At 70.7% G+C, this 24,551-nt stretch carries 22 protein-coding genes and 1 pseudogene; 13 read left to right on the plus strand and 10 right to left on the minus strand.

The features are described from left to right. The first annotated feature begins 134 nt into the window (after positions 1-134). Together G3I60_RS47060 and G3I60_RS44555 are read left to right on the plus strand one after the other, a co-directional pair. Entirely contained in the window at positions 135-428 is a 294-nt protein-coding gene (locus G3I60_RS47060) for a Scr1 family TA system antitoxin-like transcriptional regulator (protein ID WP_369334865.1), read from the plus strand. Between the two features lie 2 nt (positions 429-430). Continuing rightward, the gene (locus tag G3I60_RS44555) at positions 431-619 is read left to right on the plus strand and encodes a DUF397 domain-containing protein (protein ID WP_343240913.1); all 189 of its coding nucleotides are present in this window, start codon (positions 431-433) and stop codon (positions 617-619) included. Positions 620-628: 9 nt separating this feature from the next. Here G3I60_RS44555 and G3I60_RS12685 read toward each other — a convergent pair whose 3' ends face one another. Beyond that, complete coding sequence (locus tag G3I60_RS12685; protein WP_164293396.1) at positions 629-1,249, minus strand: TetR/AcrR family transcriptional regulator; 621 nt, start codon at positions 1,247-1,249, stop codon at positions 629-631. A gap of 273 nt (positions 1,250-1,522) precedes the next feature. Here G3I60_RS12685 and G3I60_RS12690 point away from each other — a divergent pair, with 273 nt between their 5' ends. The 4 genes from G3I60_RS12690 to G3I60_RS12705 all read left to right on the plus strand — a co-directional run bounded on the left by G3I60_RS12690 (position 1,523) and on the right by G3I60_RS12705 (position 5,673). Next, positions 1,523-2,488: a tetratricopeptide repeat protein gene (locus G3I60_RS12690; RefSeq protein ID WP_164293397.1), complete on the plus strand. Its 966-nt coding sequence runs from the start codon at positions 1,523-1,525 to the stop codon at positions 2,486-2,488. Positions 2,489-3,094: 606 nt separating this feature from the next. Further along, on the plus strand, positions 3,095-3,745 hold the full coding sequence (locus G3I60_RS12695) for a DUF6230 family protein (RefSeq protein WP_164293398.1): 651 nt from the start codon (positions 3,095-3,097) through the stop codon (positions 3,743-3,745). Positions 3,746-3,835: 90 nt separating this feature from the next. Further along, positions 3,836-4,390, plus strand: coding sequence for a DUF6114 domain-containing protein (locus tag G3I60_RS12700; protein ID WP_164293399.1), 555 nt, complete (start codon positions 3,836-3,838; stop codon positions 4,388-4,390). Further along, the gene (locus tag G3I60_RS12705; protein ID WP_164293400.1) at positions 4,390-5,673 is read left to right on the plus strand and encodes a hydrogenase expression protein HypF; all 1,284 of its coding nucleotides are present in this window, start codon (positions 4,390-4,392) and stop codon (positions 5,671-5,673) included. The genes G3I60_RS12700 and G3I60_RS12705 overlap by 1 nt, the downstream gene beginning before the upstream one ends. Positions 5,674-5,847: 174 nt before the next feature. On the opposite strand, the gene pyk is transcribed toward G3I60_RS12705, so the two are convergent. The 3 genes from pyk to pta all read right to left on the minus strand — a co-directional run bounded on the left by pyk (position 5,848) and on the right by pta (position 10,635). Then, positions 5,848-7,278 (minus strand): pyruvate kinase, encoded by a 1,431-nt coding sequence (pyk, locus tag G3I60_RS12710; protein ID WP_164607130.1) that lies wholly within the window; start codon positions 7,276-7,278, stop codon positions 5,848-5,850. 67 nt (positions 7,279-7,345) lie between these two features. Beyond that, positions 7,346-8,527, minus strand: coding sequence for an acetate kinase (locus G3I60_RS12715; protein WP_164607132.1), 1,182 nt, complete (start codon positions 8,525-8,527; stop codon positions 7,346-7,348). Further along, the gene (pta, locus tag G3I60_RS12720) at positions 8,524-10,635 is read right to left on the minus strand and encodes a phosphate acetyltransferase (RefSeq protein ID WP_138357117.1); all 2,112 of its coding nucleotides are present in this window, start codon (positions 10,633-10,635) and stop codon (positions 8,524-8,526) included. Before pta ends, G3I60_RS12715 begins: the two co-directional genes overlap by 4 nt. A 529-nt stretch (positions 10,636-11,164) precedes the next feature. Between pta and G3I60_RS46765 the strand changes: the two are divergent. The 4 genes and pseudogenes from G3I60_RS46765 to G3I60_RS12740 form a co-directional block, all read left to right on the plus strand. Continuing rightward, positions 11,165-11,260 (plus strand): annotated as a pseudogene (locus tag G3I60_RS46765) (hypothetical protein); the annotation flags it as partial. Between the two features lie 341 nt (positions 11,261-11,601). Continuing rightward, complete coding sequence (locus G3I60_RS46770; protein ID WP_343241939.1) at positions 11,602-12,051, plus strand: hypothetical protein; 450 nt, start codon at positions 11,602-11,604, stop codon at positions 12,049-12,051. Between the two features lie 26 nt (positions 12,052-12,077). Beyond that, positions 12,078-13,097, plus strand: a complete 1,020-nt coding sequence (locus G3I60_RS12735; protein ID WP_164607134.1) for a 2-hydroxyacid dehydrogenase — start codon at positions 12,078-12,080, stop codon at positions 13,095-13,097. A 38-nt stretch (positions 13,098-13,135) separates the two neighbouring features. Further along, positions 13,136-14,161, plus strand: coding sequence for an ATP-dependent 6-phosphofructokinase (locus G3I60_RS12740; protein WP_164293403.1), 1,026 nt, complete (start codon positions 13,136-13,138; stop codon positions 14,159-14,161). Between the two features lie 61 nt (positions 14,162-14,222). Here the strand turns inward: G3I60_RS12740 and G3I60_RS12745 are convergent, their stop codons facing one another. After that, positions 14,223-15,146, minus strand: coding sequence for an NADP-dependent oxidoreductase (locus tag G3I60_RS12745; protein ID WP_164607135.1), 924 nt, complete (start codon positions 15,144-15,146; stop codon positions 14,223-14,225). Between the two features lie 184 nt (positions 15,147-15,330). Between G3I60_RS12745 and G3I60_RS46360 the strand changes: the two genes are divergently transcribed. Together G3I60_RS46360 and G3I60_RS12755 are read left to right on the plus strand one after the other, a co-directional pair. Then, positions 15,331-15,573 carry a response regulator transcription factor gene (locus G3I60_RS46360; RefSeq protein ID WP_203672842.1) on the plus strand — a complete coding sequence of 81 codons (243 nt, stop codon included), beginning with the start codon at positions 15,331-15,333 and terminating at the stop codon, positions 15,571-15,573. Between the two features lie 111 nt (positions 15,574-15,684). Next, positions 15,685-16,158 (plus strand): hypothetical protein, encoded by a 474-nt coding sequence (locus tag G3I60_RS12755; RefSeq protein ID WP_138357112.1) that lies wholly within the window; start codon positions 15,685-15,687, stop codon positions 16,156-16,158. Positions 16,159-16,237: 79 nt separating this feature from the next. Here G3I60_RS12755 and G3I60_RS12760 read toward each other — a convergent pair whose 3' ends face one another. From G3I60_RS12760 to G3I60_RS12770, 3 genes are all read right to left on the minus strand, one after another. Further along, complete coding sequence (locus G3I60_RS12760; RefSeq protein WP_138357111.1) at positions 16,238-17,266, minus strand: chitinase; 1,029 nt, start codon at positions 17,264-17,266, stop codon at positions 16,238-16,240. A gap of 126 nt (positions 17,267-17,392) precedes the next feature. Beyond that, positions 17,393-18,142, minus strand: coding sequence for a response regulator (locus G3I60_RS12765; protein WP_164293406.1), 750 nt, complete (start codon positions 18,140-18,142; stop codon positions 17,393-17,395). Continuing rightward, complete coding sequence (locus G3I60_RS12770) at positions 18,139-19,752, minus strand: sensor histidine kinase (protein WP_164607140.1); 1,614 nt, start codon at positions 19,750-19,752, stop codon at positions 18,139-18,141. Before G3I60_RS12770 ends, G3I60_RS12765 begins: the two co-directional genes overlap by 4 nt. A 136-nt stretch (positions 19,753-19,888) precedes the next feature. Between G3I60_RS12770 and G3I60_RS12775 the strand changes: the two genes are divergently transcribed. Continuing rightward, complete coding sequence (locus G3I60_RS12775) at positions 19,889-21,268, plus strand: cation:dicarboxylate symporter family transporter (protein ID WP_164293417.1); 1,380 nt, start codon at positions 19,889-19,891, stop codon at positions 21,266-21,268. 17 nt (positions 21,269-21,285) lie between these two features. On the opposite strand, the gene G3I60_RS12780 is transcribed toward G3I60_RS12775, so the two are convergent. After that, positions 21,286-21,981: a helix-turn-helix transcriptional regulator gene (locus G3I60_RS12780; RefSeq protein ID WP_244809438.1), complete on the minus strand. Its 696-nt coding sequence runs from the start codon at positions 21,979-21,981 to the stop codon at positions 21,286-21,288. Positions 21,982-22,084: 103 nt separating this feature from the next. After that, on the minus strand, positions 22,085-24,541 hold the full coding sequence (gene glgB, locus G3I60_RS12785) for a 1,4-alpha-glucan branching enzyme (protein ID WP_164607141.1): 2,457 nt from the start codon (positions 24,539-24,541) through the stop codon (positions 22,085-22,087). Positions 24,542-24,551 lie beyond the last annotated feature (10 nt).

The raw sequence follows: 24,551 nt of genomic DNA on the forward strand, positions 1-24,551 counted from the left end.
ACTGCGTGGCCTGCTCAAGGTGTACGGCGTCACGGATCGCAAACTGGCCGATGCCCTGGTTGAAATGGCCAAGAAGGACACTTGTAGAGGCTGGTGGAATCGATACGCAGGCGTCCTGACCGGCATTGCCGACTTTGGCGCACCTGGAGTCCGCTGCCGTTTCGCTGAGTGCTTGGCAGACGGTGTTGGTCCCGGGACTGCTTCAGACGCCCGACTACATGCGAGCGCTCTTTCGACATGGGCGCTTCCCGGACTCCGACGTGGGCATGGACAGAGGTGTTGAAGCGCGCATGGCCAGGCAGGAAGTGCTGGACTCAGAAGCGGCACCCAAGTACTGGGCAGCGCTCTATGAGCCGGTGATCCGTGCCCAAATTGGCGGCGGAAAGCGTCATGCGCGGGCAACTGTGGCATTTTATGGACCTGGTTGAGGGTGACCGGATGTGGGCAGGAGTGCCTGGAAGTCACCGTGGGCGACGACGGCATGGTCCTCATCCGGGAGAGCGATGCCCCGGAAGCCATCGTCGTCACCACTCCTGCCAAATGGGACGCGTTCGTGAAGAGCGTCAAGGCGGGAGAGTTCGACGCCTACGGCGAGGAGCCTGCCCCATCCACCTATTAGGGCCCCGGATCAGCGGATGGCGGCCAGGCCGCCCAGGAGCAACGTCGTGAAGGTGCGGGCCCAGGCCGCGTCCACCGGTTCGCCGCTGACCAGGGTGCGGTGGACGACGGCGCCGGCGATGACGTCGAAGATGAGGTCGATCTGGGTGGTGGTGTCGGCGGTGTCCGGGCCGTCCGGGGGGAGTTCGCCGCGGTCCTGGGCGCGGCGGCGGCCGAGGACCACGAGGCACTTCTGCCGGTCCACGATGGCCTCGCGGATCCGCCGCCGCAGGGCTTCGTCGTGGGTGGACTCGGCGACGACGGCCATCAGGGCGGTCCTGGCCTCGGGGAGCGCGAGCAGCGCCGCGAACTGCAGCACCACGTCCTCGATGTCGGCCTGGAGGCTTCCCCGGTCGGGCAGCTCCAGTTCGTCGAAGAGCACCGCGACCGCGTCGACGACCAGCTCGTTCTTGCCCGCCCAGCGGCGGTAGAGGGTGGTCTTGGCGACGCCGGCCCGGGTGGCGACATCGCCCATCGTCAGCCCGCCCCAGCCCAGTTCGACCAGGGCGGCCCTGGTGGCTTCCAGGATCGCGTGGTCGGCGTCGGCGCTGCGGGGGCGGCCCGTCTTCTTCGCTGAAGTGCCGTTGTGCATGGCTGGGACCATACCGGCCAGTACGCCGGGTGGCCCGCGACCGCTCCGTGACCGGGATCACGCCGCCCCGCGGGGTTGAAGCTTGCGGGGACCGGACAGTTTGGAGTTACGCTACGACTCGTAGCGAAAGAGCGATGACCACTGGCGCAGGTGGGGACCCACGCCGAGAAGGACACTCTGGAACAGCGGTGGAGGCTCCCGGCTGTCCGCGATCCGGCGGACGGTTCGGGGGCCGTTCACACTTTTTTACGACGAGGGGGGAGGATTGACCTCATGCAGCCACGGAACATGTCCATGAGCGGCGTGGTCGACCTCGCCGCGCTGAAGGCGGCCGGTGAGGCCAAGGCGAAGGCCGAGCAGGCCAGGGCGCAACGGCAGGACGCCGGCGCCCCCGCCGCCTCCCCGCTCGTCATCGATGTCACCGAGGAGACTTTCGAGAGCGAAGTACTGCAGCGCTCCTCCGAGGTCCCGGTCGTCATCAGCTTCTGGGCCGAACAGGCCGAGCAGAGCAAGCAGCTCAACGAGACGCTGGAACGGCTGGTCGGCGAGTACGCCGGCCGCTTCCTTCTGGCCCGCGCCGATGTGTACGCCAACCAGCTGCTGTTCCAGCAGTTCGGCGCCCAGGGCGTGCCGGCCGTCTTCGCGGTGCTCGCCGGTCAGGCGATGCCGCTCTTCCAGGGTGCGGCCGCCGACGACCAGATCCGCGAGGTGCTGGACCAGCTGATCGCCGTGGGCGAGCAGCGCTTCGGCATCGTCGCCGCTCCGGTCGAGGCGGGCGCGGCTCCGGCCGCCGCCGCCACCCCCGAGCCCCGGCCCGCCACTCCGCAGGAGCTGGCGCTGTCCGCCGCGCACGACGCGCTGGACGCGGGCGATCTGGGCGGCGCCGTCCAGGCGTACCGGAATGTGCTGGCGGACGAGCCGGCCAACGCCGAGGCCAAGCTCGGCCTGGCCCAGGCCGAACTGTTGCAGCGGGTGCAGGACGCCGACCCGCAGGCGGTCCGCAAGGCCGCCGCCGACAACCCCGCCGATGTGCCGGCCCAGCTGGCCGCGGCGGATCTCGACCTCGTCGGCGGGCATGTCGAGGACGCCTTCGGGCGACTGGTGGACACCGTGCGCCGTACGGCCGGTGACGACCGGGACGCGGCACGGCTGCGTCTGCTGGAACTCTTCGACGTCATCGGCACCGACGACCCCCGCGTGGTGACAGCGCGTGTCGCACTGGCTCGCGTCCTGTTCTGACCGCAGCTGATTCATCGATACGGCGACCGCACTTTACGCAATCGTGATGAAGTGCGGTCGCTGTTACTTCCGGTAAGAGAGTGACCCCTTTTCTTCCGGAAATCTTTCTCTTTGTCGGACATTCACGCCCTCGCCGCAACTACGCTGCGTGATATCGCGACGTTTGATGATCGCGCTCTCGACATCCTTCCGTTACTCGCTGGTAACGAGACCTCTTGTGCAGCGGCTGGGAATGGACCACCATCGGCCAAGCTCGGTCCTGTTCCCCCGACCATCCGGCAGCCAGCTGGTGCGGCTGGGGGCGACCCCCAGCGGTAGCCGGGGGAGGGTCCCCACCGAGTGGAAGTGCACGGCGTAACTGCCGCCGCTTCCGGACAGGGGGGTCTCTGCCCACCCAGCAGGGCCTGTCCAGCAGGTTGCGCGAGAGCGTGGCCAGTGGTTGTCGCTCGGGGGTGATCGCTGATGATTCGGACTGCGCCGTCCGCATACCCGCGGACCGGCCTTCGATGACGGCGCTCCCTTTCCCGAGGACGTAGCTCTTCTCCCCATCCCGGCCCCGGATCTCCATATCCGGCCGGATGTGTACGTCCGATCAGGAGGAAAGTCATGGAGTCGGTCGTTAGAGGCGGCACCAAGTGGAAGCGGTTCGCCGTTGTCATGGTGCCGAGTGTTGCTGCCACGGCAGTGATCGGCATGGCGCTCGCCCAGGGCGCGCTCGCCGCGTCGTTCGCGGTGTCGGGCCAGAGCTTCAAGGTCAAGGCCGCGTACCTTGACGGCACGGGCTTCGTTCAGTATGGCGGCGTCGACGTCAAGTCCGGCGGAGCGGGCGCTGAGCCCGTCGCCGTCTCCGGCTTCAAGCACGCCTACATCACTGACATGTGCCAGTCCGTGGTCATCCCGAACGTTCCCATCTTCGGGAGCGTGTCGCTGAACCTCTCGGCTGGTACGAAGGGCGCGAGTGACCCGACCCGTCGGGTCGAGGCCGAAAATCTGTACATCGACCTGAACCAGCTCGATGCGGATGCCGAGTTCGGCAACATCAACATCGGTGTCGCGGCCGGCTCCACCAACAAGGCCCAGGGCCCGGCGACGACGCCCGGCCAGGGTGCGCCGGCACTGCCGAACTCGTTCGCGCAGGAGGCCGAGACGGCCAAGCTCACGAACGTGCGCCAGACCGCTTGGGCGACCAGCGCCGGCACGTTCAAGCTCAAGGACCTGAGCATGTCGGTCAAGGCCGGCGTTCACGAGTGCTACTAGTCGCTTGACCGGTCGGGTGGGGGGCCTGTGCTCCTCACCCGACCGCCCTCAACTTTTCTTGCGCAAAAGCCAGTCCCAGGGAGCTGTTCCATGAGTGCCGAGTCGCCAGGGCTGCGTGAGCACCAACCAAACGCCTTCCATACCGTCCACGCGCGGTTTCACAACTGGCGGGGGCAGCGACCGTTCTGGGCGGGCCTGCTGACCCTCCTGGGCGGTATCCCGATCGCGTACTTCCCGTACGCGAACATGACCCTCGGCCAGCTCACCGTGCGTATGTCCACCACAGCGGGCGCGGGCTCGCTGGTCATCGGTGTGCTCCTCGCGGTGCTCGGCCTGACCATGTGGTACCAGCCGGCCGTGCGGATATTCGCGGGTGTCGCCGCGATTCTGCTGGCACTGGTGTCCATCCCGGTGTCCAACATCGGCGGCTTCCTGATCGGCTTCCTGCTGAGCCTGCTCGGCGGAGCACTCTCCGTCGCCTGGGCGCCTGGAGTTCCGGTGGCGGCCGAGCCGGACGGCGCGTCGGTCGACGGTGGTGCCGCGGTACCGCAGCAGCAGTCGTACGGACCACAGCTGGAGAAGAACGCGGCGTCGCCGGGCGCTGGAACGGACGACGAGACGACCAACGACCATAGGAGGGCGTAGTGCGGGGTGACGAGGCTCTGCCGGCCCACGGCGACGGACCCCGTACCAGATTGGTGCCGCGCCACGCCGCACCGAGAAAGTCGCTCTTCACCAAGCTCCAGATGCCCGCGGGCAAGGCGATAGCCATCGCCGCGATGCCCACAGCGGTACTGATGGGCATGGGCATAACCCCGCATCTCGCGCTCGCCGACGAGATGCCGAAGAACCCGTACGCTCCCGGTCCGTGTGTCACGCAGTCCGACACGCCGGCGCCGGATGTCACGACGGCCAAGCCGAGCGCGACGCCCTCCGCGACGGAGAGCTCCGCGCCGAGCACGAAGCCGAGCTCCTCGCCCAGCCCGTCCGCGAGCACGGCCGAGCCGAAGAGCGCCCTCAAGGCGCTGCCGAAGACCGTGCCCGCGACCGCGCCGAAGACCGGGCCGACGGCCACGCCGAGCACGGCTCCGAAGGCGACGCCGAGCCCGACGAAGTCCTACAACCCGTGGGATCCGCTGGGTGTCGGTGACGCGATCAAGGACGTCCTCGGTCTGAACAAGCCGGCGGCCCCGACGACGGCGCCCACCGCGGCACCGCCGACGACCGCGCCGACGACCGCTCCCACGACGGCGCCGCCCAAGGCGCCGAGCACGACTCCTGCCAAGGCACCGGCGGCGAAGCCGTCGTCCACGGCGACCGCGGCGGCGAAGTCGGCCAAGGCGGCGGCGGACGCGGCAGCCAAGGCGGCAGCGGCGGCCGAGAAGTCCGCCGCCGCCACCCCGTCGGCCACCCCGACCACCGTGGACGGCAAGACCCCGTTCCCGTGTCCAACGCACGACGCCAAGGCACTGGCCGACGCCCAGTACGAGAAGACCCCCGCGCCGCTGCCGGACCAGCCCTGGTACCTGGAATCCAGCGTGCTGACGCTGAAGGGTCTGGACTATAAGGGCATCGTCGAGGTCAAGACGGCCGGCGGCGTGGTGAAGAAGGTTCTGAAGTTCACCGCGAGCTCGCTGGACATCAAGGACCTGCACCAGATCGTCAGCGCCAACGGGCACATCTACCACGTTCAGGGGCCCGGCACGACGTCCACGATCCAGAACGGCACGGTGACGATGTACACCGAGGAGCTGAAGGGCAACCTCTTCGGCCTCATCCCGGTGACGTTCAGCCCGGACACGCCCCCGCCGATCAACGTTCCGCTGGCGGTCTTCACGAACGTCAAGATCCGCCAGGCCGGACAGTTCGGCGGCACGCTGCACATCAGCAACCTGCACCAGTCGATCACCAAGGGCACCTACCCGTAACCGAGGGCGCCCCCAGAGACCCGTCCGGGAGCCGCACAAACGCCGAGGGCGCCGAACCCGTCAGGGGTTCGGCGCCCTCGGCGCATTGCGTGCCACGACCTTCCGTGCCACGACCTCCGTGCCGCGACGCCGTGTGCGGCGGCGTCGCGTGCGGCGGCGTCGCGTGCCGGGCGGCTACTTGCGGATGTCGTCGCCCAGGTGGTGCACCCGGACCATGTTGGTGTTGCCGGGGACGCCGGGGGGCGAACCGGCGGTGATGATCACGGTGTCACCCGCGTTGTACTCCTTGAGCTTGAGCATCTCGGTGTCGACGACGTCCACCATGGCGTCGGTGTTGTCGACGTACGGGACCACGTACGTCTCGACGCCCCAGGTCAGCGCGAGCTGGTTGCGGGTCGAGGGGTCGGTGGTGAACGCCAGCACCGGGGCCGGGACGCGGTAGCGGGCCAGCCGGCGGGCGGTGTCGCCGGACTGGGTGAACGCGACCAGGGTCTTGGCGTCCAGGAAGTCGGCCAGCTCGGCCGCGGCGAGGGCCACGGCGCCGCCCTGGGTGCGCGGCTTCTTGCCGGGCGCCAGCGGCTGCAGACCGCGCTTGAGCAGCTCCTCCTCGGCGGCCTCGACGATGCGGGACATCGTCTTGACCGTGTCGATCGGGTACTTGCCCACGGAGGACTCGGCGGAGAGCATGACCGCGTCCGCGCCGTCGAGGATCGCGTTGGCGACGTCGGAGGCCTCGGCGCGCGTCGGGCGCGAGTTGGTGATCATCGACTCCATCATCTGGGTCGCGACGATCACCGGCTTGGCGTTGCGGCGGCAGAGCTCGATGAGCTGCTTCTGGACGACCGGCACCCGCTCCAGCGGGTACTCCACGGCGAGGTCGCCACGGGCGACCATGACCGCGTCGAAGGCCATGACCACGGCCTCCATGTTCTCGACCGCCTGCGGCTTCTCCACCTTGGCGATGACGGGGACCCGGCGGCCCTCCTCGTCCATGACGCGGTGGACGTCCTTGACGTCCGAGGCGTCGCGGACGAACGACAGGGCGACCATGTCGACGCCCATCGCCAGCGCGAAGCGCAGGTCCTCGATGTCCTTCTCGGACAGCGCCGGGACGTTCACGGCCGCGCCGGGAAGGTTGATGCCCTTGTGGTCGGAGATCACTCCGCCCTCGACGACCAGACACCGCACCCGGGGGCCCTCGACCTGGATGACCCGCAGGGCGACGTTGCCGTCGTTGATCAGGATCGGGTCGCCCTTGCTGACATCGCCGGGCAGGCCCTTGTACGTGGTGCCGCAGATGGTCTTGTCGCCGGGGACGTCCTCGGCGGTGATGGTGAACTCGTCACCCGAGACCAGCTCGACGGGTCCGTCGGCGAACTTGGCCAGCCGGATCTTGGGGCCCTGCAGGTCGGCGAGGACGCCGATCGCACGGCCGGTCTCCTCGGCGACCTTGCGCACGCGCTGATAGCGCTCCTCGTGCTCGGCGTGAGTTCCGTGGCTGAAGTTGAAACGGGCCACGTTCATGCCGGCCTCGGCCAGCGTCTTCAGCTGGTCGTAGGAGTCGACGGCGGGTCCCAGGGTGCAAACAATCTTTGCTCGGCGCATGGGCGCAATCCTATCGGGTTTGTTCCGCTCCGGAATATTCCTGGGGCGTCGTGGGTATGAAGCGAGGTCAGCGTTGGGCGAGCGCATAGGTGGCACGGGCGATCTCGAGCTCTTCGTCGGTGGGGATCACGGCCACCGCGACTCTGCTGGTGTCCGTGGAGATCAGCCGCGCGGCACGGCCGCGGACGGCGTTGCCCACGGCGTCGACCTCGATACCGAGGGTCTCCAGGCCCTGCAGGGCCGCTTCGCGCACCGCGGCGGAGTTCTCCCCGACCCCGGCGGTGAAGGCGATGGCGTCCACCCGGCCCAGTACGGCGGTGTACGCGCCGATGTATTTGCGCAGGCGGTGGATGTAGATGTCGAACGCCAGCCGGGCGGCCTTGTCGCCCTCGGCCATGCGGCGTCCGATCTCGCGCATGTCGTTGTCACCGCACAGGCCGAGCAAGCCACTGCGTTTGTTGAGCAGGGTGTCGATCTCGTCCACCGTCATTCCACCTACGCGCGCCAGGTGGAAGACTACCGCCGGGTCGAGATCGCCCGAACGGGTGCCCATGACCAGACCCTCCAGCGGCGTCAGCCCCATCGAGGTCTCCACGCAGGTTCCGCCCGCCACCGCGGAGGCGGAGGCGCCGTTCCCCAGATGCAGCACGATGACGTTGACCTGCGACGACTCCTTGCCGAGCAGCTCCGCTGCGGCGCGCGAGACGAACGCGTGCGAGGTGCCGTGGAAGCCGTAGCGGCGGATCTCGTAACGGTCCGCCGTCCCGGTGTCGATCGCGTACCGGGCGGCGTGCTCGGGGATCGTCGAGTGGAACGCGGTGTCGAAGACCGCGACCTGCGGCAGGTCCGGGCGCAGCTCGCGGGAGACCTTGATGCCGGTGATGTTCGCCGGGTTGTGCAGCGGGGCGAGCGGCACCAGCTTCTCGATCGCCGCGACGACCTCGTCGGTGATCAGCGTCGGCTCGGTGAAGCGGGTACCGCCGTGCACCACGCGGTGGCCGACCGCCGCCAGCTCGGGGGAGTCCAGGCCGAGGCCCTGCCCGTTCAGCTCGGCGGCGATGATGCGCAGGGCGGCGTCGTGGTCGGCGACCTCGCCCTCGCCGATCCGCTCGACTAGCCCGGCGGCGAGCCGGCTGTCCGCGCCGGGACCGGCGGCCATGTCCAGCAGCTGGTACTTGACGGATGACGAGCCGGAATTGAGGACGAGGACGCGGGAGGGGCTGCCGGCCGGTCCTGCGGGGCTGCTCACTGGGTGTCTCCTTCGCCCTGCTGCCGCGCCGGGGATTCGCCCTGCGCCTGGATGGCCGTGATGGCGACCGTGTTCACGATGTCCTGGACCAGCGCACCGCGCGACAGGTCGTTGACCGGCTTGCGCAGGCCCTGCAGCACCGGACCGACCGCGACCGCGCCGGCCGACCGCTGGACGGCCTTGTAGGTGTTGTTGCCGGTGTTGAGGTCGGGGAAGACCAGCACCGTGGCCTGGCCAGCCACCGCCGAGTCCGGCATCTTGGTGGCCGCGACCGACGGTTCGACGGCCGCGTCGTACTGGATCGGACCGTCGACGGCCAGGTCGGGGCGGCGCTCGCGCACCAGCTCGGTGGCCTTGCGGACCTTGTCGACGTCCGCACCGGAGCCCGAGGTTCCGGTGGAGTACGACAGCATCGCGATCCGCGGCTGCACACCGAACTGGGCGGCGGTTGCCGCCGCCTGGATGGCGATGTCCGCCAGCTGCTCGGCGTCCGGGTCCGGGTTGACGGCGCAGTCGCCGTAGACGAGGACCTTGTCGGCCAGGCACATGAAGAACACCGAGCTGACGATCGCCGCGCCCGGCGCGGTCTTGATGATCTCGAAGGCCGGGCGGATGGTGGCCGCGGTGGAGTGCACCGCGCCCGACACCATGCCGTCGGCCAGGCCCTCCTGCACCATCAGGGTGCCGAAGTACGAGACGTCGGCGACGACGTCGTAGGCCAGCTCGTAGGAGACGCCCTTGTGGGCGCGCAGCTTCGCGTACTGCTCGGCGAACCGCTCCCGCAGCGGTGAGGTCTGCGGGTCGACGACGGTGACTCCCGGCTGGTCGAGGGAGATGCCCAGGTCGGCGGCCTTCTTGCGGACCGCGTCCTCGTCGCCGAGCAGGATCAGGTCGCACACTCCGCGCCGCAGCAGCACCTCGGCGGCGCGCAGGATGCGCTCCTCCGCGCCCTCCGGCAGCACGATGCGGCGGCGCTGGGAGCGGGCCCGTTCGATCAGGGTGTGCTCGAACATCATCGGGGTGACGCGCTCGCTGCGCGCGACCGACAGCCGCTCCGTCAACTCGGCGGTGTCCACGTGGGTTTCGAACAGCCCGAGCGCGGTCTCCGCCTTGCGCGGGGTGCCCGCGCCGAGCTTGCCGTCCAGCGCGAACAGCTCGGCGGCGGTGGGGAAGCTGCCGGCCGCGACCGCGATCACCGGGGTGCCGGGCGCGAGCCGCGCCGCCAGCGCCAGGATGTCCGGGCCCGGCCGCTCGTCGAGGGTGAGCAGCACGCCCGCGATCGGCGGGGCACCGGCCGAGTGCGCGGCGAGCGAGCCGATGATGAGGTCGGCGCGGTCCCCGGGGGTGACCACCAGACAGCCGGGGGTCAGCGCGGGCAGGAAGGCCGGCAGCATCGCGCCGCCGAAGACGAAGTCCAGCGCGTCGCGGGAGAGCCCGGCGTCATCGCCGAGCAGGACGTCCGCGCCGAGTGCCTCGACGATCTGCGCCACGGTGGGCGCCGACAGCGCGGGCTCCTCGGGGATGACGTAGACGGGCACCTCGGGCCGGCGGGCGAGCCGGCGGCCGGCCTCGTCCGCCTCCGCCGGGCCGACGCGGTTGGCGACCATGGCGATGACGTCGCAGCCGAGGTTGGTGTAGGCGAGGTAGGCGTTGCGGACCTCGGCGACCACCGATTCGGCCGTCTGGTCGATGCCGCCGATCACCGGCAGCACGGAGGCGCCGCATTCGTTGGCGAGCCGGGCGTTGATGCCCAGCTCCGCCGGAAGATTCGTTTCCGCGAAGTCGGAGCCGAGAATCAGCACCGCCTCGTACTCCCGGGCGACCTCGTGGAACCGGTCCACCAGCCGGGCGGTCAGCGCGTCGCGCCCCTGCTCGGCCTGGAGGGCCGCCGCCTCCGCGTACCCCATGCCGTAGACCGTGGACGGGTCCTGGGACAGCCGGTAGCGGCTGCGCAGCAGATCGAACAGCCGGTCGGGCCCGTCGTGCATCAGCGGCCGGAACACCCCCACCCGGTCGACCTGGCGGGTCAGGAGTTCCATCACCCCCAGTTCGACCACCTGGCGGCCGTCGCCGCGGCCGATCCCCGTTACATAGACGCTGCGCGTCACGCGCGTTCTCCGATCCATCGTCGCGCTGGGTTGCTGCTCATCGCTGCCGGCTCACCACTGCTTCCCGCCACTGCTCTCTTCGTGCCGCGCTCCGTCCCCGGTGCGGCCGCTCTCCCGTTCGTACCTACTCCAAGACGCTAACGCGACGCAGGTGCCGTCGCTTGCCGGCACAGGGCCCGCGCGGAGGTGCCCTTCGACCCTCCCCACGATGCCATTCGCCTGCTCACCAGCGAAAACACCGGGAGGAGACTGGAAAAGTCCACCAGCGGAACAGCTCCGGTGCAAGCACAGGTGAGTCGGACATGACCGCGACGCAGCCGGAGAAGGCAGCCGCCCGGGCACCCGGGACACAGCCCCCCGCGCCCTGGGAGGGCTTCAGGGGCGGACTGTGGCGGGACGCCGTCGACGTCCGTGACGTCATCCGGTCGAACTGCACGCCCTACGAGGGCGACGGCTCCTTCCTGGCCGGTCCGACCGAGCGTACCGAGAAGGTCTGGCACCGGGTGAAGTCTGGCACCGGGTGCTGGGGATGCTCCCGCAGGAGATCGCCCGCGGCATCCACGACGTGGACGTGCGGACGCCCTCCGCCATCGACGCGTTCGCCCCCGGCTGGATCGACGAGGACCTCGACCTGCTCGTCGGGCTGCAGACCGACGCCCCGCTCAAGCCCGCGATCATGCCCAAGCCTCGCCGGCTGTCCGCTGAGCTGCCGGTACTGCCACAACCAGAACACCATGCCGATGCGCGGCGGTACCCGTACCCCCGCCGACGAGATCGTCGGGAAGCCCACCTCGTTCATTCACCCGGTTCATCCCCGCCGCTGGCGGCGCCACCGTCAGCGGCGGCGAACCGCGGCTGCAACCGGTCTTCACCGGTGAGCTGCTGCACCGCTTCCGGCACGAACTCGGCCTGCACACCGCCCTGGACACCTCCGGCTTCCTCGGCAGCCGGGCCCACGACGCGCTGGTGGCCGACACCGACCTCGTCCTGCTGGACATCAAGTCCTGGGAACCGGCGCTGTACCGGGAGCTCACCGGGCGCGAGCTGCGGCCGGCCCTGGACCTCGCCCGCCGGCTGGAGACGCTCGGCAAGGAGGTCCGGGTGCGCTTCGCCGTAGTGCCGGGACTGACGGACGGCGAGGCCGACGTCGAGGGCGTGGCCGCCTTCGCCGGCGGCCTGCCGAACGTCACCCGGGTGGACGCTTTGCCCTTCCACAAGCCCGGTGCGGGAACGTACGAGACGCTCGGCAAGAGGTTCCCGGCGGCCGCCACCCCGTCGCCGGATCCGCAGGTCATGGACCGGGTACGGGCCCAGCTCCGGGCGCACGGCCTGCACACGGTCCGACCTTCGCCCCACGGGCCGGCGGAAGCGGGGATGCGAGGTGGTACGTATCTCCGCACGGTTCCCATAGGGTGAAATAAGGTGATGAGAGAGGAGTGTCGGTGGAGATCCTGGCGACCGGAGTGCAGAAGGACGAGCGGCCCCTGCTGGAGCGGGATTTCGCCGCCCGCTACCAGCTGCGCTGTCTGGAGACCTTCCTGACCATCGACACCGTGCCGCTCGCCGCAGGCTACGAGATCGTCAGCACCAGTGTGAACGCGCAGCTGGACGCCGACGTCCTGGAGGTGCTCGCCGAGGGCGGCACCAAGCTGATCGCCCAGCGGTCCACCGGATTCAACAACATCGACCTGGACGCGGCCGAACGCCTCGGCCTCACCGTCGCCCGCGTCGCCTACTACTCCCCGTACTCGGTGGCCGAATTCGCCTGGACGCTGGCCACCGCCCTCAACCGCCGGATCGTCCGCGCCGCCACCCGCACCCGCGACTTCGACTTCCGCCTCGACGGCCTGCTCGGCCGGGACTTCCGGGGCCGTACGGTCGGCGTCGTCGGCACCGGCAAGATCGGCGCGGCGTTCACGAGGATCGCCCACGGCTTCGGGATGAAGCTGCTGGGCTGGGACGTCGTACCCGATCCAGCCTGTGTCGAGCTGGGCATGGAGTATGTCGAACTGGACGTGCTGCTCACCGAGTCCGACCTGATCTCCCTGCATGTACCGCTGCTTCCCGACACCCACCACCTCGTCGGCGCGCACGCGCTGGCCCGGATGAAGGACGACGCGATCCTCATCAACTCCAGCCGCGGCGGGCTCATCGACTCCGCGGCCCTGGTCGAGACGCTGCGAGCCGGCCGGCTCGACGGCGTGGGCCTGGACGTCTACGAGGAGGAGGCCGGCGTCTTCTTCTTCGACAAGTCGTTGGAGATCATGACGGACGACACGCTCGCCCGCCTGCTCACCTTCTCCAACGTCCTGATCACCTCGCACCAGGCCTACTACACCGTGGACGCGCTCGACCAGATCGTCGAGGCCACGGTCCGCAACGTCGACGACTTCCTGGCCGGCCGGGTCGGTGCCGGCACCCTGGTCCCGAAACGCCCGGCGAGCCCGGCCCCCGCCCCGTGACACCCCAGGCCCCGAAACCATCCAGGAGAGACCAGCCCATGCGTATCGGAGTCCTCACCGCAGGCGGCGACTGCCCCGGCCTCAACGCTGTGATCCGATCGGTCGTGCACCGCGCGCTCACCGGGCACGGCGACGAGGTCATCGGCTTCGAGGACGGCTTCGTCGGGCTGCTCGAAGGCCGCTACCGCCCGCTCGGCCTCAACTCGGTCAGCGGCATCCTGGCCCGCGGCGGCACCATCCTCGGCTCCGCGCGCCTGGAGCGCGGCCGGCTGCGCGAGGCCGCGGACAACGCCGAGGAGCTGTGCCGTCAGTACGGCATCGACGCCCTCATCCCGATCGGCGGCGAAGGCACCCTGACCGCCGCCAAGATGCTGTCGGACGCCGGAATGCCGGTCGTCGGCGTGCCGAAGACCATCGACAACGACATCTCGGCCACCGACCGCACCTTCGGCTTCGACACCGCCGTCATGGTCGCCACCGAGGCCATCGACCGTTTGAAGACCACCGCCGAATCGCACCAGCGCGTCATGGTCGTCGAGGTCATGGGCCGGCACGCCGGCTGGATCGCCCTGGAGTCCGGTATGGCTGGCGGCGCGCACGGCATCTGCATCCCGGAGCGGCCGTTCGACCCCGCCGACCTGGTCGCGATGGTCGAGGAGCGCTTCGCCCGCGGCAAGAGGTTCGCCGTCATCTGCGTGGCCGAGGGCGCCCACCCCGCCGAGGGCACCATGGACTACGGCGTCGGCGAGGTCGACAAGTTCGGGCACGAGCGGTTCGCCGGCATCGGCACCCGGCTCGCCGTCGAACTGGAGGAGCGCCTCGGCAAGGAGGCGCGTCCCGTCATCCTCGGCCACGTGCAGCGCGGTGGCGTCCCGACCGCCTACGACCGGGTGCTGGCCAACCGCTTCGGCTGGCACGCCGTCGAAGGCGTCCACAAGGGCGCCTTCGGGCACATGACCGCGCTGCGCGGCACCCAGATCGAGATGGTGCCGCTCGCGGACGCGGTGGTGGAGCTGAAGCGGGTCCCGGACGAGCGGATGGACGAGGCCGAGTCGGTGTTCTGACCCGGCCGTTCCCTGGCCGCTTCGCCGGGACCGCTTCCAGGGCCCGTTCCAGGGCGGTGGTTCAGCCGATGGTGAGGACGATCTTCCCGGTGTGGTGGCCGTGCTCGCTGGCGCGGTGCGCCTCGGCGGCGTCCGTCAGCGGGTACGTGCGGGCGATGCTCACCCGCAGCGAACCCTCCGCGTGCAGGGCCAGCGCACCGGCCAGCGCCGCCTCGGTGCGGTCCTGGCCGGGGCCGCCGCTGGAGAAGCGCACCTGGTGGGCGGGGGCGTGCATCGCGTCGGCGATGGTCACCACCCGCTCCGGGCCGCCGGCCAGCTCCACCGAGACGCCCAGCACGTCCCGGCCCGCCGCGTCCAGGACGGCGTCGACGGGGCCGCCGGACACGGCGTGGACCCGCTCGGCCAGGCCGTCGCCGTATGTCACGGGAACGGCGCCCAGCGAGCGCAGGTACTCGTGGTTCGCCTCGCTCGCCGTGCCGATGACCTGGACGCCGCGGGCCACCGCGAACTGCACGGCCAGCGTGCCGACGCCGCCGGCCGCGGCGTGGATCAGCAGGGTCTCGCCCGCTTTCACGTCCAGCAGTTCCAGGGTGCGCCAGGCGGTCTCGGCGGCGACGGGCAGCGCCGCGGCCTCGGCCCAGGACAGCGAGGCGGGCTTGACGGCCAGCCGGCCGGCGTCGACCACCAGCTGCTCGGCGTAGGCGCCGGCGACCGGGCCGAAGACCTCGTCGCCGACCGCCAGGCCGGTGACGCCCTCGCCGACCGCCTCCACGGTGCCGGACGCCTCCAGACCGGGTACGTGCGGCAGTTCCACCGGGAAGACGGCGGAGACCGCGCCGCTGCGGATCTTGCAGTCGAGCGGGTTCACGCCGGCGGCGTGCACGGTCAGCCGCACCTGGCCCGGTCCGGGAGCGGGCACCTCGATGTCGGTGGGCTGCAGGACGTCGGCGTCGCCGTACGCCGCGAACGCAATGGCCTTCGTCATGGGAACGCACTCCTCAAAGTGGTGGACAGCACCGAACCGTTCCGGCCCGGCCTCGTCATGGTGTTCACAGCCTGGCCCGCGCGTCCCGGAAACCCGCCCCGCCTTTCGGACAGTCCCACCTGTCCGAAAGGCCAGGCCGTAGCCGCAGCGCGCCCAGTACCGTTGACGCTATGGAATCCAGCGGCTGGAACGAACCGGAACACGCTCTGACCGTGGCCCTGGAAGTCGTCCTGGCCCCGCTCGGCCAGACCCTGCCGACCCACATCTCGTACGGGGACACCGCAACCGGGCCATCGCCGAGGACCTGCACATCAGCGAGTCCACGGTGAAGTTCCACGTCGCGAACATCCTGAACAAACTCGATGTCGACACCCGCGGCGAGGCCGCGGCGCTGGCCCGTTCCGCGGGGGACATTGCGGCGGCTTGACGGGCGATTCACCAGAAGTACCCCGAACGGACCATGTACTTGATCCGGTGGGCACCGGCGGTGCAGTCTGATCCATCCGACGACGGCGGCGGATGAGGGAAGGTGCCCCGCGTGGCGACGACAGCGGACGAGGCGCCCGGCTACGGCTCCGGTCACGGCGCGGGCGACTGGCGGTGGACGCTGTTCTGCTGCCTGGCGGCCGCGGGTCTGCTCGGCGGCGCGCTGGGCGGCACTCTCTTCGAACTCACCGAGTACGGGCAGTACACCTATCTCGCCCTCGGGCCGATCGTCGGTGGCGCGCTCGGAGCGGTCTCGGGCGGTCTGGCCGGCGGGCTGCTGGTCTGTCTGCCGCCGCGCTGGGCGTTCGCCCCGGGGACGGCGCCGTCCTCCGCCGCCGCGGTGGTGGTCCTGCTGGAGCTGGGCACCGTCGACGCGTTCACCTCCGAGGGCGCCGTCGAGCAGTTCTTCTCCGGCGGCCCCGGGCTGCCGATGCTGCTCGTCCCGGCGCTGGCCGCGGCCGGTGTCGCGCACGTGGTGGCGCGCGGCTGCCGGCGGTTCGGCGGGGCGTTCTCCGGCAGCGCATGACCGCGCCCCGGGCGACAGCTCGGGGCTGCGGGCCGGGGCGCGGAATCCATCCGTGCGACAGGTGCGGTGTCAGCCGGTCTCAGCCGGTGTAGACCGCGAGCGCCTTGGTGAAGTCCCAGTTGTTCTGGCTGATTCCGCTGCAGGCGTCCGCGTCGGTGCCGGAACCGCACTTGCGGTCGCGGTTGACGGACCAGAAGCTGACGCGGGCCAGGTGGTGGCTGGTCGCGTAGGAGACCATCGACTTGAAGTTGGCGAGGGTGACCTTCTCGCCGGCGCTGTCGGTGATGCCGTTCATCGAGGAGAAGCCGACCTTGCGGTAGGCCGCGTCCGAGGAGAGCCCGTAAGCGCTGGCGACGGCGTTCTTCAGACCGTCGACCGCGGACTTGGTGGTGGCCGCCATGTCGACGGCGCCCTGGTCGTAGTCGAACGGCATGACCGCCCAGCCGTCCGCGTTCAGCCCGGCTGCGGCGCCCTTCTTGATCAGGTCCTTGCCGTTGGAGTCGGGCCCCGTGGGGGTGGTTCCGAAGGTGATGTACACCTTCACGTCGCTGTTGTTGGTCTTGATGATCTTCAGGGCGTCCACGGTGCGCTTGCGGACCGTGGAGTTCTCGACCGCCGAAGCCTCGATGTCGATGTCGATGGACTTCAGCTTGTAGGCGGTGATCGCCTTCTGGTAAGCGCCGGCCAGTGCGGAGGCCGAGGTGCACTTCTCTTCGAGCTTGTTGCCGCTCCAGCCGCCGAAGGAGACGGTGACATCGCCGCCCGCGTTGCGGATCGCGTTGATCGTCGACGCGTCGGTGCCTCCGGTGAGCGCGCGGCTCCCGTCCCACTTGGGATTACAGCCGCCGTCGGAGAGCATGAAGGCCATCGTGAACTGCTTGATGCCGGTGGCCGACATGACGGACGTCGCGGACGGCGGGGTGCCCCAGCCGAGGTACAGGTACGGGGCCGCGATGCCGCTGGGGAGAGCGGCGGCGGCCTGCGGGGCGGCCTTCGCGGCGGTGGGGGTGGTGGCCTGGGCGGTCGCGCCGAGCGCGGACGCCGCGGCGAGCCCTACGGTCGCGGCCAGCGCGATGCGGCCGCGGCGGGAGTGCGGGAAGACGAGCATGGGGGAGAACTCCTAGCGTGTACGGGAGTTGGCTCTGGGAATGCTGCGTGAACGCTAGTGGTCCTGCATGCCTGCGACAAGAGATTGGTTAGGAAAGTTTCCTATTGCCATGGGAAGAAGAGCCGTTCAGCCGCCGGTACGGCCGTCCCGGCCGGGCCCCGCGGACCAGCGGTAGCTGAGCTCCGGCCGCCCCACCTGCCCGTACTGCGGGCTGCGCACCGCGCGCCCGGTGTCCACCAGATGTTCCAGATAGCGCCGGGCGGTGATCCGCGAGACACCGACGGCCGCGGCCGCCGCGTTCGCCGAGATCCCGCTCACCGCCTCGCGCAGCGCTGCCGTGACCGCCTCCAGCGTCGGGGCGCTGAGCCCCTTCGGCAGCACCGGTGACTCTGGGCTGCGCAGCGACGCCAGCGCCCGGTCCACCTCGTCCTGCCCCGAGGCCTCGCCCCCGGCCAGCTCACGGCGGAACCGGGCCCACCGGTCGAGGCGGTCGCGCAGGGTGGGGAACGTGAACGGCTTGAGCAGGTACTGCACGACGCCGGCGGACACCGCCTGCCGCACCACCCCGAGGTCGCGGGCGGACGTCACCGCGATGACGTCGGCGGTGTGACCGGCCGCCCGCATCGCCTGGACGACCTGCAGACCGTGCCCGTCCGGCAGATGGAGGTCGAGCAGCACCAGGTCCACCGGGTGCTGGCGGAAGAAGCGGAGCGCGTCCCCGCCGGAGTGCACAGTGCCGACGACCGTGAAGCCGGCCACCCGCTCGACGTACAGCCCGTGCGCCGCGGCGGCGATCGGATCGTCCTCGACCACCAGGACCCGGCTGGTGCCGGGGCTGTGCACGGTCTTCTGTCCGGTGTGTGCGATGTCGCTCATGTCCGTGCCTCCCGCTGCAGCGGCATGCGGACGGTGAACACCGCACCGCCCCGGTCGTCCTGCCCCAACTCGACCGTGCCGCCGCCGCGCCGTGCGGCCTGCTCGACCAGGGCCAGGCCGAGCCCGCGCCCCTCGCTCTTCGTCGTCCAGCCGCGCTGGAACACCTCGCGCAGCACCTGGGGGTCCACGCCGCGCCCGGTGTCGGTGACCGTCAGCAGCAATTCGTTCCCTTCGGTCCGCGCGGTGACCGCGACCTTCGGCCGGCCGGCGCCCTCGACAGCGGCGTCCAGGGCATTGTCGACAAGATTGCCCAGGATTGTCACGAGGTCGCGCGCCGCGAATCCGTCGGGCAGGACGCCGTCGTCGATCCGGCTGTCCTCGGTGACGGTCAGCTCGACCCCGCGCTCGTTGGCCTCGGCCGCCTTGCCCAGCAGCAGCGCGGCGAGCACCGGTTCACCGACGGCGCCGACGACCTGGTCGGTGAGGGCCTGCGCCAGCTCCAGTTCAGCGGTGGCGAAGTCCACCGCCTCGTCCGCGCGGCCCAGTTCGATCAGCGAGACCACGGTGTGCAGCCGGTTGGAGGCCTCGTGCGCCTGGGAGCGCAGCGCCTCGGCGAAGCCCCGCACCGAGTCCAGCTCGCCGGTCAGCGCCTGCAGATCGGTGTGGTCCCGCAGGGTGACGACGGTGCCCCGGCGCTCCCCGCCGAGCACCGGTGAGGTGTTGACGACCACGACCCGCTCGGCGGTGAGATGCACCTCGTCGACGCGGGGCTCGGCCGCGAGCAGCGCGCCGGTGAGCGACGCGGGCAGCCCGAGGCCGTCCACGTAGCCGCCGACGACCTCGCCGGTGAGACCGAGCAGTTCGCGGGCCGCGTCGTTGCAGAGCAGCACCCGGCGGTCGGCGCCGAGCAGGATCAGCCCCTCGCGCACCGCGTGCAGGGTCGCCTGGTGGTAGTCGTACATCCGGCTCAGCTCGGTGGCGGCCATGCCGTGCGTGTGGCGGCGCAGCCGGGCGTTGGCGAGGTACGTGCCGAGGCCGCCGATCGCGAGCGCGGCGGCCGCGACGGCGATCAGTACGGTCAGCTGGCCGCGCACCTCGTGGCTGATCGCGTCCACCTTGATGCCGACGCTGACCAGCGCGATGACCCGGCCGCCGGGCCCGTCGCGCACCGGTGCCACGACCCGCACCGACGGGCCGAGCGTGCCGGTGTACGTCTCGGTGAAGGTCTCGCCGCGCAGGGCCCGCGCGGTGTGGCCGAGGAACGGCTCGCCGATCCGCTGCGGGTCGGGGTGGGTCCAGCGGATGCCGTCAGGCGCCATGATCGTCACGAAGTCCACGCCGGCGTCGGCGACCACCCGCTGCGCGTACGGCTGGAGCACCGTGCTCGGATCGGTGCCGGGCGCCGCGAGGGCGGCCTGCCGGACGGTGGGGGAGTCGGCGATCGACGCGGCCGCCGCCCGCACCCGGCCGTCCGCCCCGTCCTCGGCCCGGCTGTGCGCCTGGACGTAGGCCAGCACCGCGCACCCCGCGACGACGACGGCCACGATCACCACCTGCATGGCGAACAGCTGGCCGGCGAGGCTGCGGGGACGCGAGGGAGCGCGCCGGATCATCGGCATGCCCCACAGTCTGCACGCCCTACCGAGAACTCAATGAACGCAAACGTGACCCCGGTCACGCGGCCGCGCATAGTCACCGAAGTTACCGAGACCTCGGGAGGCAGACGTGACGACGCAGAGCCGCGACGTGACCACGCAGAGCCGCAAGAAGGACCGTACGCACTATCTGTATCTGGCAGTGATCGCGGCGGTCGTCGCCGGGATCGTGCTGGGACTGGCCGCACCCGGTGTGGCCAAGGAGTTCAAGCCGCTGGGCACCGGCTTCGTGAACCTGATCAAGATGATGATCTCGCCGATCATCTTCTGCACGATCGTGCTCGGCATCGGATCGGTGCGCAAGGCCGCCAAGGTCGGCGCCGTGGGCGGGCTCGCGCTCGGCTACTTCATGGTGATGTCGACGGTGGCGCTCGCCATCGGCCTGGTGGTCGGCAATGTGCTGCACCCGGGCAGCAGCCTGCACCTGACCACGGCGGCGAAGGCGGCCGGGCACAAGCAGGCGGCCGGCAGCGAGGGGACCGTCGACTTCCTGCTCGGCATCATCCCCAAGACGATGGTGTCGTCCTTCACCGAGGGCCAGGTGCTGCAGACGCTGCTGGTCGCGCTCCTGGTCGGCTTCGCCGTTCAGGCGCTCGGAAAGGCCGGGGAGCCGGTGCTGCGGGGCGTCGGGCATATCCAGCGGCTCGTCTTCCGGGTGCTGTCGATGATCATGTGGGCGGCGCCGGTGGGCGCGTTCGGCGCCATGGCGGCGGTGGTCGGCGAGACCGGCACGGACGCGCTGAAGTCGCTGGCCGTGATCATGATCGGCTTCTATGTCACCTGCGCGATCTTCGTGGTCGTGATCCTCGGCACCCTGCTGCGGCTGGTCGCCGGTGTGAACCTCTTCCACCTGCTGAAGTACCTCGGCCGCGAGTTCCTGCTGATCCTGTCGACCTCGTCGTCCGAATCGGCCCTGCCGCGGCTGATCGCCAAGATGGAGCACCTGGGCGTCAGCCGCCCGGTGGTCGGTATCACCGTGCCGACCGGCTACTCGTTCAACCTCGACGGCACCGCCATCTATCTGACGATGTCCTCGCTGTTCATCGCCGAGGCGATGGGCGACCCGCTGTCGGTCAGCCAGCAGATCTCCCTGCTGCTCTTCATGATCATCGCTTCGAAGGGCGCGGCCGGGGTCACCGGCGCCGGCATCGCCACCCTGGCGGGCGGCCTGCAGTCGCACCAGCCCGCCCTGGTCGACGGGGTCGGCCTCATCATCGGCATCGACCGCTTCATGAGCGAGGCCCGCGCCCTGACCAACTTCGCGGGCAACGCCGTCGCGACGGTCCTCGTCGGCACCTGGACCAAGGAGTTCGACAAGGACCGCGCCGTCCGGGTCTTCGCCGGGGAACTGCCCTTCGACGAGTCCACCCTGGTGGACGACCACGCCGAGGCGGCCCCGAAGGACGACACAGCGGAGACGGCCGACACGATGCCGGCCCCCAGGGACCACGAGACCGTGAAGGCCGGTTAGCGGTTCGCGCAGGGCGGTCAGGGGTTCTGCAGGCCGGCCCAGAAGCGTTCGCTGACGGTGTCCAGGAAGGCCCGGCCGCCCGCGCCGCCCGACGCGGGTACGTCGTTGCCCCAGTTGAGGGTCGCGACCATCACGGACTGGTACTCCGAGTGCATGCCGCGCAGCACCGGTTCGATCCGGTGCCGGGGCAGCGGCACCAGGGCCGTGACGGGTTTGACGTACGCCTGCCAGCGGGTCGCCACGGCTTCCCGCAGCAGTGCGTCCAGCCGCTTGTCGCCGCCGGTGACCGTCAGGAGTTCCGGCAGCGACAGGCCGAGCACGTCGGCCAGTGCCGCGGTCTGCCGCTCGTTGCCGGTCCAGCGGCCCTGGACCTCCATGCGTTCGTAGTCGGAGATCGGCATGCCGACCGCCCGCGCCAGGTCGGAAGGGGCGATACCGCGGGCCCAGCGGTGTTCCAGCAGGGTGGTCGGCGTGCTCATGAGATCGGACGGGTCGCACCACAGGGCGCCGGCCAGAGCGGGCAGCTCGGAGGCGCGCGGCACGAGTTCACCGCGCTCCCAGGCGGCGATGGTCTCGGGCCGTACGGGGGTGCCGTAGGAGGTCCACATGGCATGGGCGATGTGGGAGTGGTTCATCCCGAGCTGGGCACGCAGCCGTCTGATCGCCGATGCGTCGAACGGCAGCCGGGGCGGATCAGAAGAGGGTCGGTGCACGGGGTCAGCGTAGGGGTGCCGGTGCCGCGTCCCCATGGTGCGGACCACCGAACCGGGGCGCGTGAATACGCCACCGGTTCGGAGGAACGTACGAGTGCGGAGGTCAGGCCGGTCGCAGCCAGACCGTGGCCAGCGGCGGGAGGGTGAGCAGGAGGCTCTGCTCCTGCCCGTGCCAGGACGTCGGTTCGGCCTTGAGCGGGTGCCCGGTGCTGCCGGTGGCGGTGCCGCTGCCGCCGTAGCGCGCGTCGTCGGTGTTGAGCACCTCCTGCCAGGCCCGGTCGGGAACACCGATCCGGTAGTTCTCGCGGACCACCGGTGAGAAGTTGCTGACGCACACCAGCGGTTCGCCGTCCGCGTCGTAGCGGAGGAACGAGAACGTGTTGTCCTCGGCCGCGCCGCCGTCGATCCAGGCGAAGCCGCCCGGGTCGGTGTCGCGCTGCCAGAGGGCCGGCGTCGCGTTGTAGGTGCGGTTCAGCTCCCGGACCAGATCGCGGACCCCGCGGTGGTCGGCGGCCGCCGCGTACGTCTCGTCCAGCAGCCACCAGTCGGGCCCGTGGTCGTGCGACCACTCCGCGCCCTGCGCGAACTCCTGCCCCATGAAGAGCAGCTGCTTGCCCGGATGCGCCCACATGAAGCCGAGGTACGCGCGGTGGGTGGCGCGCTGCTGCCACCAGTCGCCGGGCATCTTCGAGACCAGCGAGCGCTTGCCGTGCACGACCTCGTCGTGGGAGATCGGCAGCACGTAGTTCTCGGAGTAGGCGTAGACCATCGAGAACGTCATCTCGTGGTGGTGGTACTTGCGGTGCACCGGCTCCTTCGCCACGTACTCCAGCGAGTCGTGCATCCAGCCCATGTTCCACTTCAGCCCGAAGCCGAGCCCGCCGGAGTCGGTGGAGCGGGTGACGCCGTCCCAGGCGGTGGACTCCTCGGCGATCGTCACGACCCCCGGGCAGCGCCGGTAGACGGTCGCGTTCATCTCCTGCAGGAACGCCACCGCGTCCAGGTTCTCCCGGCCGCCGTGCTGGTTGGGCGTCCATTCGCCGTGCTCACGCGAGTAGTCCAGGTAGAGCATCGAGGCCACCGCGTCGACCCGCAGGCCGTCGATGTGGAACTCCTCGCACCAGTAGACGGCGTTGGCCACCATGAAGTTCCGGACCTCGGTGCGGCCGAGGTCGAACTCCAGGGTGCCCCAGTCCGGGTGCTCGGCGCGGTTCGGGTCGCCGTGCTCGTAGAGCGGGACGCCGTCGAAGTTGGCCAGCGCCCAGTCGTCCTTCGGGAAGTGCGCGGGCACCCAGTCCATGATCACGCCGAGCCCCGCCCGGTGCAGCGCGTCGACGAGGAACTTGAAGTCGTCGGGGGAGCCCAGCCGCGAGGTCGGCGCGTAGTACGACGTCACCTGGTAGCCCCAGGAGCCGCCGAACGGGTGCTCGGCCACCGGCATCAGCTCGACATGGGTGAACCCCAGGTCGGCGACGTACGTGGGCAGCTGCTCCGCCAGCTCGCGGTAGGTCAGACCCGGTCGCCAGGACGTCAGATGCACCTCGTAGACCGAGAACGGCGCCTGGTGGACGGGGACCGCGGCGCGCCGGGCCATCCAGTCGGCGTCGTTCCAGGTGTGGTGCGAGGAGGTGACGATCGACGCCGTCGCGGGCGGCAGTTCGGTGCTGCGGGCCATCGGGTCGGCCTTCAGCGTGCGGCCGCCGTCCGGGCGGGCGATGTCGAACTTGTACGCCGTCCCGTCGCCGACCCCCGGCACGAACAGTTCCCACACGCCGGTGGAGCCGAGCGAGCGCATCGGGAAGCCGGTGCCGTCCCAGAAGTTGAAGCCGCCCGCGACCCGCACCCCGCGGGCGTTGGGCGCCCAGACGGCGAACCGGGTGCCGGTGACGCCCTGGTGGGTCATCGGCCGGGCGCCGAGCGCCTCCCACAGCTGCTCGTGGCGGCCCTCACCGATCAGGTGCAGGTCCAGCTCGCCGAGCGAGGGCAGGAACCGGTACGGGTCCTGCACGGGGTGCTCGCCGTCCGCGTACCGCACCAGCAGTTCGTACTCGGGGATCTCCCGCAGCGGCAGCACCCCGGCGAACAGCCCGTCGCCCTCGTCCAGCAGTTCCGCGCGCAGTCCCTTCGCGGTGACCGCCACTCCCAGCGCGTACGGCCGCAGCACCCGGAACAGCACGCCGCCGGTCACCGGATGGGCACCGAGCAGCCCGTGCGGGTCGTGGTGCGCACCGTCCAGCAGCCTGCCACGGTCCGCGTCGTCCAGCGGTTCCGCGGGCCGGACGCCGCGGACCGCGACCCGCGCCGGAGCGGCGTCCTGGGTCGGGGTGGCGGGCGGCGAGACCGGCCTGGCCGGCACGACAGGGGCGGCGGGCGCGGCGGGAGCCGCGGGAGCCGCGGGAGCCGCGGCCGGGGGGCCGGGCCGGGGGGTGGTGATGGCGCCCGGGTCCCGGGTCTCGCCCCGGGACGGCGGAACGGCCTCCGTCGTCTGCCGGGGAGCGCTCCCCGAGGCGGGCGGGCGGGTCACCCCGGACTCGTATCCCCGTGCGGCGGCCTCCGACACCGCCGGAGCC

Source organism: Streptomyces sp. SID13666, assembly GCF_010548325.1.
Lineage (GTDB): Bacteria > Actinomycetota > Actinomycetes > Streptomycetales > Streptomycetaceae > Actinacidiphila > Actinacidiphila fildesensis.

Excerpts from the sequence above, each read along its gene's own strand:
- G3I60_RS12685 (WP_164293396.1), bottom strand. The coding sequence starts at position 1,249 with ATGCACAACGGCACTTCAGCGAAGAAGACGGGCCGCCCCCGCAGCGCC.
- G3I60_RS12690 (WP_164293397.1), top strand. The coding sequence starts at position 1,523 with ATGCAGCCACGGAACATGTCCATGAGCGGCGTGGTCGACCTCGCCGCG.
- G3I60_RS12695 (WP_164293398.1), top strand. The coding sequence starts at position 3,095 with ATGGAGTCGGTCGTTAGAGGCGGCACCAAGTGGAAGCGGTTCGCCGTT.
- G3I60_RS12700 (WP_164293399.1), top strand. The coding sequence starts at position 3,836 with ATGAGTGCCGAGTCGCCAGGGCTGCGTGAGCACCAACCAAACGCCTTC.
- pyk (WP_164607130.1), bottom strand. The coding sequence starts at position 7,278 with ATGCGCCGAGCAAAGATTGTTTGCACCCTGGGACCCGCCGTCGACTCC.
- G3I60_RS12740 (WP_164293403.1), top strand. The coding sequence starts at position 13,136 with ATGCGTATCGGAGTCCTCACCGCAGGCGGCGACTGCCCCGGCCTCAAC.
- G3I60_RS12745 (WP_164607135.1), bottom strand. The coding sequence starts at position 15,146 with ATGACGAAGGCCATTGCGTTCGCGGCGTACGGCGACGCCGACGTCCTG.
- G3I60_RS12760 (WP_138357111.1), bottom strand. The coding sequence starts at position 17,266 with ATGCTCGTCTTCCCGCACTCCCGCCGCGGCCGCATCGCGCTGGCCGCG.
- G3I60_RS12765 (WP_164293406.1), bottom strand. The coding sequence starts at position 18,142 with ATGAGCGACATCGCACACACCGGACAGAAGACCGTGCACAGCCCCGGC.